Genomic DNA, 5,169 nt, shown 5'->3' with positions numbered 1-5,169 from the left:
CAGGAAGGGAGGTGGGCGGAGCGGAGGTTGAAGGGTTTTGCCGAGGTGCAGGAGGTGTTGGAAGGGATGCTTCGGGAAAGGTATGCCCCCCGTACACAGACGCTTACACATAAATCTTGACACGACCCCTACCTCTGCTAAAATCCAAAGCTGTATGTGGCCGTTCGCTGAAAGGAAGCCCCTCGAGGAGGCCGAGCTAGAAAGGCGGCTCCTCCTCCTCAAGGCCCAGGTAGAGGCCAAGCTCCAGCGCCTCGAGGCCAGGCTCCTCCCCCGCCGCCAGGCCCTGGAGAAAGGCTTGGAGGAGTTCCGCAAGACCCTGGCCCACCTGGAGGCCCTGGCCCAGGAGGGGCGATACCCCCCTCCCGTCCTGGCCCCGGCCCTGGAACGGGAACGGCTTCGCATCGCCCAGGTGGAGGCAGAACTCAAGGCCATTTCGGAAAAGCTCTCCGAACGACGCACCCGACTCTATCTGGAGGCCCGGGGCAGAGGCGCTAGACTGGGAGCCAGGGAGGCCCGGCTTAAGGAACTCTGGCCCCTGGAGGTGGACGGTGAACCCGTGGCTAACCTTTAGGAACATGCGCGCCTACTGGATTGGCAAGCGGGAAGGCAAAGGGCTTTCCCGGAAGCACGCTTCCCTGGCCTACCTCACCCCCAACCCCTTCCCCAACGAGCTCAAAGAGCGCTTTGCCCGGACCCTGGAGACCATCAAGCACCGGTACGAGCGGCGGAGGGAGCGCCTGGAAGCCCAGCTGGAAAGGGTGCAGCACAGCCGTCAGACTCTGGAGAGGGTGGTGGGGGGCATGGAACCCACCCCGGAGGCCTTCGCCCACATCGGGGCCTGGGCCGGGCGTTCGGCCCTCCTCCTTCTGGTCTTCTGGGCAGAGATGACCTACAACAAGCTGGCCATGGACGCCTTGGGCCTGACCCAGGCCGAGGCCTGGGTGGTGGCCTTCGTGGCCACGGTGGCCATGTTCTGGATGGGGCACGAGGCGGGCAACCAGTTCCGCAAGCAAAACCTGGTCCTGGCAGTGCCCCTCCTCCTGATCCCCCTATTCCTGGCAGGGGGCTTCGCCTTCCTGCGGGCGGCCTTCACCGCTCAACAAGTGGAAATCCTCCATCTCAGCCTACCCACCCAGTACGCCCTGCCCGTGCTCCTCATCCTGGGCATTGCCCTGGTGGCCTTCACCTTCGTCCTGGGCTACAAAAGCCCCACGGAGCATGAAACCCTCCTACGCCGCTACCACGACCTCCTACGCCGGGAACGCCTCCTGAAGCGCCGCCTTCAGGCCCTCCAGCACCGCACCGAGCGCCAGATGGCCTTCCTCCACGCCCACTACCGGGAGGAGGTGGCCGCCTACTGGCGGGGCTTCGCCCGGGCCTGGCCCCAGTGGGACCCTGCACCGGAGTTCGTGGGCTACACCCCTCCCTTGGAGGCGCCCCCCCTCAGGCCCCTGGCCTTGGAGGACGAGGTGAACCGTGAAGGCCCTGATCCTTTCCGGCCTGCTCCTTAACCTGCCCCTTTTCCAAAGCAAGGCGGAGACCTACCAGATTCTGGTGGCCCTGGGGTGCAGTGCTCCGCGGGGGGTCCAGGCCACCTACCGAAGGATGCTGGACCAGGAGGTCTTTCCCAGCCTCCTCGGCGAAAGGCTCCTCAACGTCCGCGTCAAGCTCATTCTGGCGGCCATCACCGGCCGGGCCTACACTGCCCCCGTGCGCGTCCTGGAGACCCCGGACCCCATGCAGTCCAACCGCTTCGCCGTGGAGAAGAGGCTACAGGAGCTCAAGAAGGAGGCCCTGGCCGCCTTTGACCGGCTCCGAGCCCAAGCGGCGGCGGAGTGCCGCCGGGGTACGGAGATCATCGGGGCCCTAAAGGCTGCAGGGGAGCGGGCCAGGGGACCGGGACGTATCCTGGTCCTGGCCCACGGATTTGAGCAATCGGAGCTCATGAACCTCTACGATTACCGCCTCAGGCTGGAGCGGCCAGAGGTTAGGGCTAGCCTTCTGGAAAAGGTGATGGGAAGGCTGGGGCTACCCAGCCTCAGGGACCAGGAGGTCTGCTTCGCCGGGCTCACTGCAGGCAACGACCAAAACGCCAACTCCCGCCTCACGGGAAGCATCCGCCTCTTTTGGGAAGAGCTCATAACGGCCTCCGGCGGCAAGCTGGTGGGCTACGGCGTGAGCCCTCGCACCTGTCCTTTCCTATGATCTGGCAGCGCACCGGCGACCCCCTAGGCGACTTCATACGCCTGGTCCAGCTTTTGGAGGAGGCCCTGGAGCGGGCTGGGGCCCCTAAGGACGGGACCTTGGGCCAGAAACTCAACTCCGAGCCTGTCCAGGACTTCCTCCAGGGCATGAGGGAACCCCAGGTGGAGGAAGGGCTTTACCGGCTCCTCGAGGCCCGCAACCGGGTCATCCACGGGCGGGCGGAGGTGCCCCTTTGGACCCTGAAGGAAGGCCCTCTCCTCCTCGCTCGCCTCCTCCGGCACCTGGAGCTTAAGGGCTTCTACGGGCGGGAGGAAGCAGAGGCGCGCTACGCCTTCCTGAAGCAGGCCCCACCCCCACCTGCCCCTGAACCCGAGCCCATCGCCCCGGCCTACGCCCGTGCCCCCTTCACCCGACCCCCTGGGAAAGCCCCCACACCCATCCCCAAACGGCGCTTCCGCCTAAGGGCGCTCCTCCTTCCCCAACGCCGCCTCTGGTAGGTTGGCCCCAGCCATAATGGGGCCATGAAGGTCCTCATCCTCACCGTGGGCACCACCCGGGCCCCCCTCGAGGCCGCCCTGGCCCACCACACCCCGGACGGGGTGGTCTTCCTAGCCAGCCAACAAACCCACCCCGTGGCCGCGGAGCTGGTGCGGGACTACGGGGGGAGCTTCCGCCACCACACCCTCCTCCTGGAGGACGAGGAGAGCCTCCTCGAGGCCCACCGCAAGGCCCAGGAGGCCCTGAAGAAGGCCCTGGAATGGGAGGCCCAGGCCATCGTGGCCGACCTCACCGGGGGGACCAAGCCCATGGCCGCGGGGTTGGTCCTGGCCCTCACCGGCCGGGGGGTGGTCTTCAGCTACGTGGGGGGGGAGGCGCGGGACCCGGAGACAGGCCGGGTCCTCCCCGGGAAGGAGGCGGTGCGGCTTCTGGAAGACCCCACGGCCCGCTTCGGCCTAAGGGAGTGGGAGGGCTTCGTGCGGAGCTTCAACGCCCTGAACCTTCCGGGGGCCCTGCAGCACCTCCAGGCCCTCCTCTCCCGGGAGCTTTCCCCCTCGGAAAGGCGCTTCTACACCGCCCTCCACGGGGTCACGGAAGGCCTTTACCTCTGGGACCGCTTCCGGCACCGGGAGGCCCTGGAGAGGCTCAGGGCCCACCTCCCTGTGGCCCTGGCGGTGGCCGAGGCCTGGGGACACGGGTCCAAGGTGCGGGTCCTAAGGACCTTGGAGGAGGCCTTCCCCCACCTCGAGGCCATCGTGGGCGCCCAAGGGCCCACCTTCCCCCTCCTCCAGGACCTCCTGGCCAACGCCGAGCGTCGGGCCCGCCTGGGGCGGTTTGACGACGCCCTGGCCCGCCTCTACCGCGCCCTGGAGCTTGCGGTGGAAGCCGACGTCTTCGCCCGACTAGGCTTCCACCTCAAAGACCCCAAGACCTGGCCCCCGAGCTTTCCCGAAAGCCTACGGGAGCGCATCCTCCGCCCCCGGGGGCTCATGGACCTCCTGGAAACCGCCTTTGACCTGGACCTGAGCTTTGAGGAGAGGGGCACCCTGGCCCAAAGGCTCTTTGGGGAAAAGGGGCGCCTCCAAGCCCTCCTGCAAAAGCGCCACGAGAGCATCCTGGCCCACGGCACCCGCCCCGTGGAGGAGGAGGACTACCGAAAGCTTCTGGACTTCCTCCAGGGCCTGGACGAGCGCCTAAGGCCCCACCCCATCTGGCCCGCCTTCTGATGCACCTCTACCTGGCCCACCAGGGGGGAACCCTACGCCTCAAGAGGGGTCGGCTCATCTTGGAAGGAGAGGCGGGCCCCATCGCCAGCTTCCCCGCCCGGCAGGTGCAGGGGGTGGCCCTTTTCGGCAACGTGCGGCTTTCCACCCCTGCCCTCACCTTCCTCCTGAGGCAGGGGGCCACCCTGCACTTTTTTTCCCTGGAAGGAGCCCTCCACGGCTCCGCCGGCGCCCACCCCGACCCGGCCCCTGAGGTCCTGAGGGCCCAGCTCCAAACCCCTCCCCTACCCCTGGCCCGGGCCTTTCTGCAAGGGAAACTCCTTTCCATGGAAAGCCTCCTTTTACGCTACGACCTCCCCGGGAAGGGCATCCTCGAGGCTCTGAAGGAGCTGGAAACGATCCCCGACCTGGAACGCCTGCGGGGCCTGGAAGGGCTGGCAAGCCGCCTCTACTTCTTCGCCCTGGAAACCCTTCTCGGACCTTACGGCATGAAAGGCCGTACCCGCCGCCCGCCGAAAGACCCCGTGAACGCCGCCCTTTCCTATGGGTACGCCCTCCTCCTTAGCCGGGTCCTGGTGGCGGTACGGGTAGCGGGGCTCCACCCTGAACTCGGCTTCCTCCACGCCGTAGCCCGCAGACAGCCCGCCCTGGCCCTAGACCTCATGGAGGAGTTTCGGGTGCCGGTGGTGGACCAAATGGTCCTTTCCGCCTTCCGCCGGGGCCAGCTTTCCCCCGGGCACGCCGAGGCCCGGGAAGGGGGCATCTACCTAAACGAGGAAGGCCGCAGGCGCCTCATCGCCCTTTTTGAGAACCGCCTGGCCACCGAGGCTACCCACCCCTTGGGCTTCCGCAAGCCTTACGCCGAGCTCATCCAGGTACAGGCAGACCGCCTGAAGGGGGCCCTGCTGGAGAGGGGAACATACACTCCTTTTTACTTGCGTAAGTAAAAGTTTTACCTTCCAGACTTATGCTGCAGAAATGTTTTTTCCAAAAAATCTGAGAGCCCCATTCAGAAGGCCATCTACCGACCCTTGACATACCGGGTCCAACCCTGGTAACATGCCCCCAAAGCCGGGGTTCCGGCAGGGGATCTTGACAACTTAACCTCATCTGGCACGCGAATATGCGCTTTTTACCTCTCATCGCCCCTCCTGCAGTACGTTAAGCATGGGGCCAAATCCCCAAAAAATGGCCTTATACGGCTTGTGTATATTCCAATCTTCATCTTTCTCACAAAACCCCC

The 5,169-nt window shown here is 66.0% G+C and carries 6 protein-coding genes and 1 pseudogene; all 7 read left to right on the top strand.

The window, feature by feature from the left end:
- A pseudogene (locus WKI94_RS11460) lies at nt 1-120 on the top strand (IS256 family transposase); the annotation flags it as partial.
- A gap of 34 nt (nt 121-154) precedes the next feature.
- Nucleotides 155-571, top strand: a complete 417-nt coding sequence (locus WKI94_RS11455; RefSeq protein ID WP_337845860.1) for a hypothetical protein — start codon at nt 155-157, stop codon at nt 569-571.
- Nucleotides 572-575: 4 nt separating this feature from the next.
- Nucleotides 576-1,511: a hypothetical protein gene (locus WKI94_RS11450; protein ID WP_337845859.1), complete on the top strand. Its 936-nt coding sequence runs from the start codon at nt 576-578 to the stop codon at nt 1,509-1,511.
- A complete protein-coding gene (locus tag WKI94_RS11445; protein WP_337845858.1) occupies nt 1,477-2,205 on the top strand; it encodes a hypothetical protein in 729 nt (242 codons plus the stop codon). The genes WKI94_RS11450 and WKI94_RS11445 overlap by 35 nt, the downstream gene beginning before the upstream one ends.
- Nucleotides 2,202-2,702 carry a hypothetical protein gene (locus WKI94_RS11440; RefSeq protein WP_337845857.1) on the top strand — a complete coding sequence of 167 codons (501 nt, stop codon included), beginning with the start codon at nt 2,202-2,204 and terminating at the stop codon, nt 2,700-2,702. The genes WKI94_RS11445 and WKI94_RS11440 overlap by 4 nt, the downstream gene beginning before the upstream one ends.
- Before the next feature lie 24 nt (nt 2,703-2,726).
- Complete coding sequence (locus WKI94_RS11435) at nt 2,727-3,929, top strand: TIGR02710 family CRISPR-associated CARF protein (RefSeq protein WP_337845856.1); 1,203 nt, start codon at nt 2,727-2,729, stop codon at nt 3,927-3,929.
- Nucleotides 3,929-4,873, top strand: coding sequence for a CRISPR-associated endonuclease Cas1 (cas1, locus tag WKI94_RS11430; RefSeq protein WP_337845855.1), 945 nt, complete (start codon nt 3,929-3,931; stop codon nt 4,871-4,873). The genes WKI94_RS11435 and cas1 overlap by 1 nt, the downstream gene beginning before the upstream one ends.
- The last annotated feature ends 296 nt before the right edge of the window (nt 4,874-5,169 follow it).

It is taken from the genome of Thermus sp. (assembly GCF_037444525.1).
GTDB lineage: Bacteria > Deinococcota > Deinococci > Deinococcales > Thermaceae > Thermus.
Note: the sequence above shows the minus strand (reverse complement) of the source record. Positions and strands in the feature narration are given on the sequence as shown.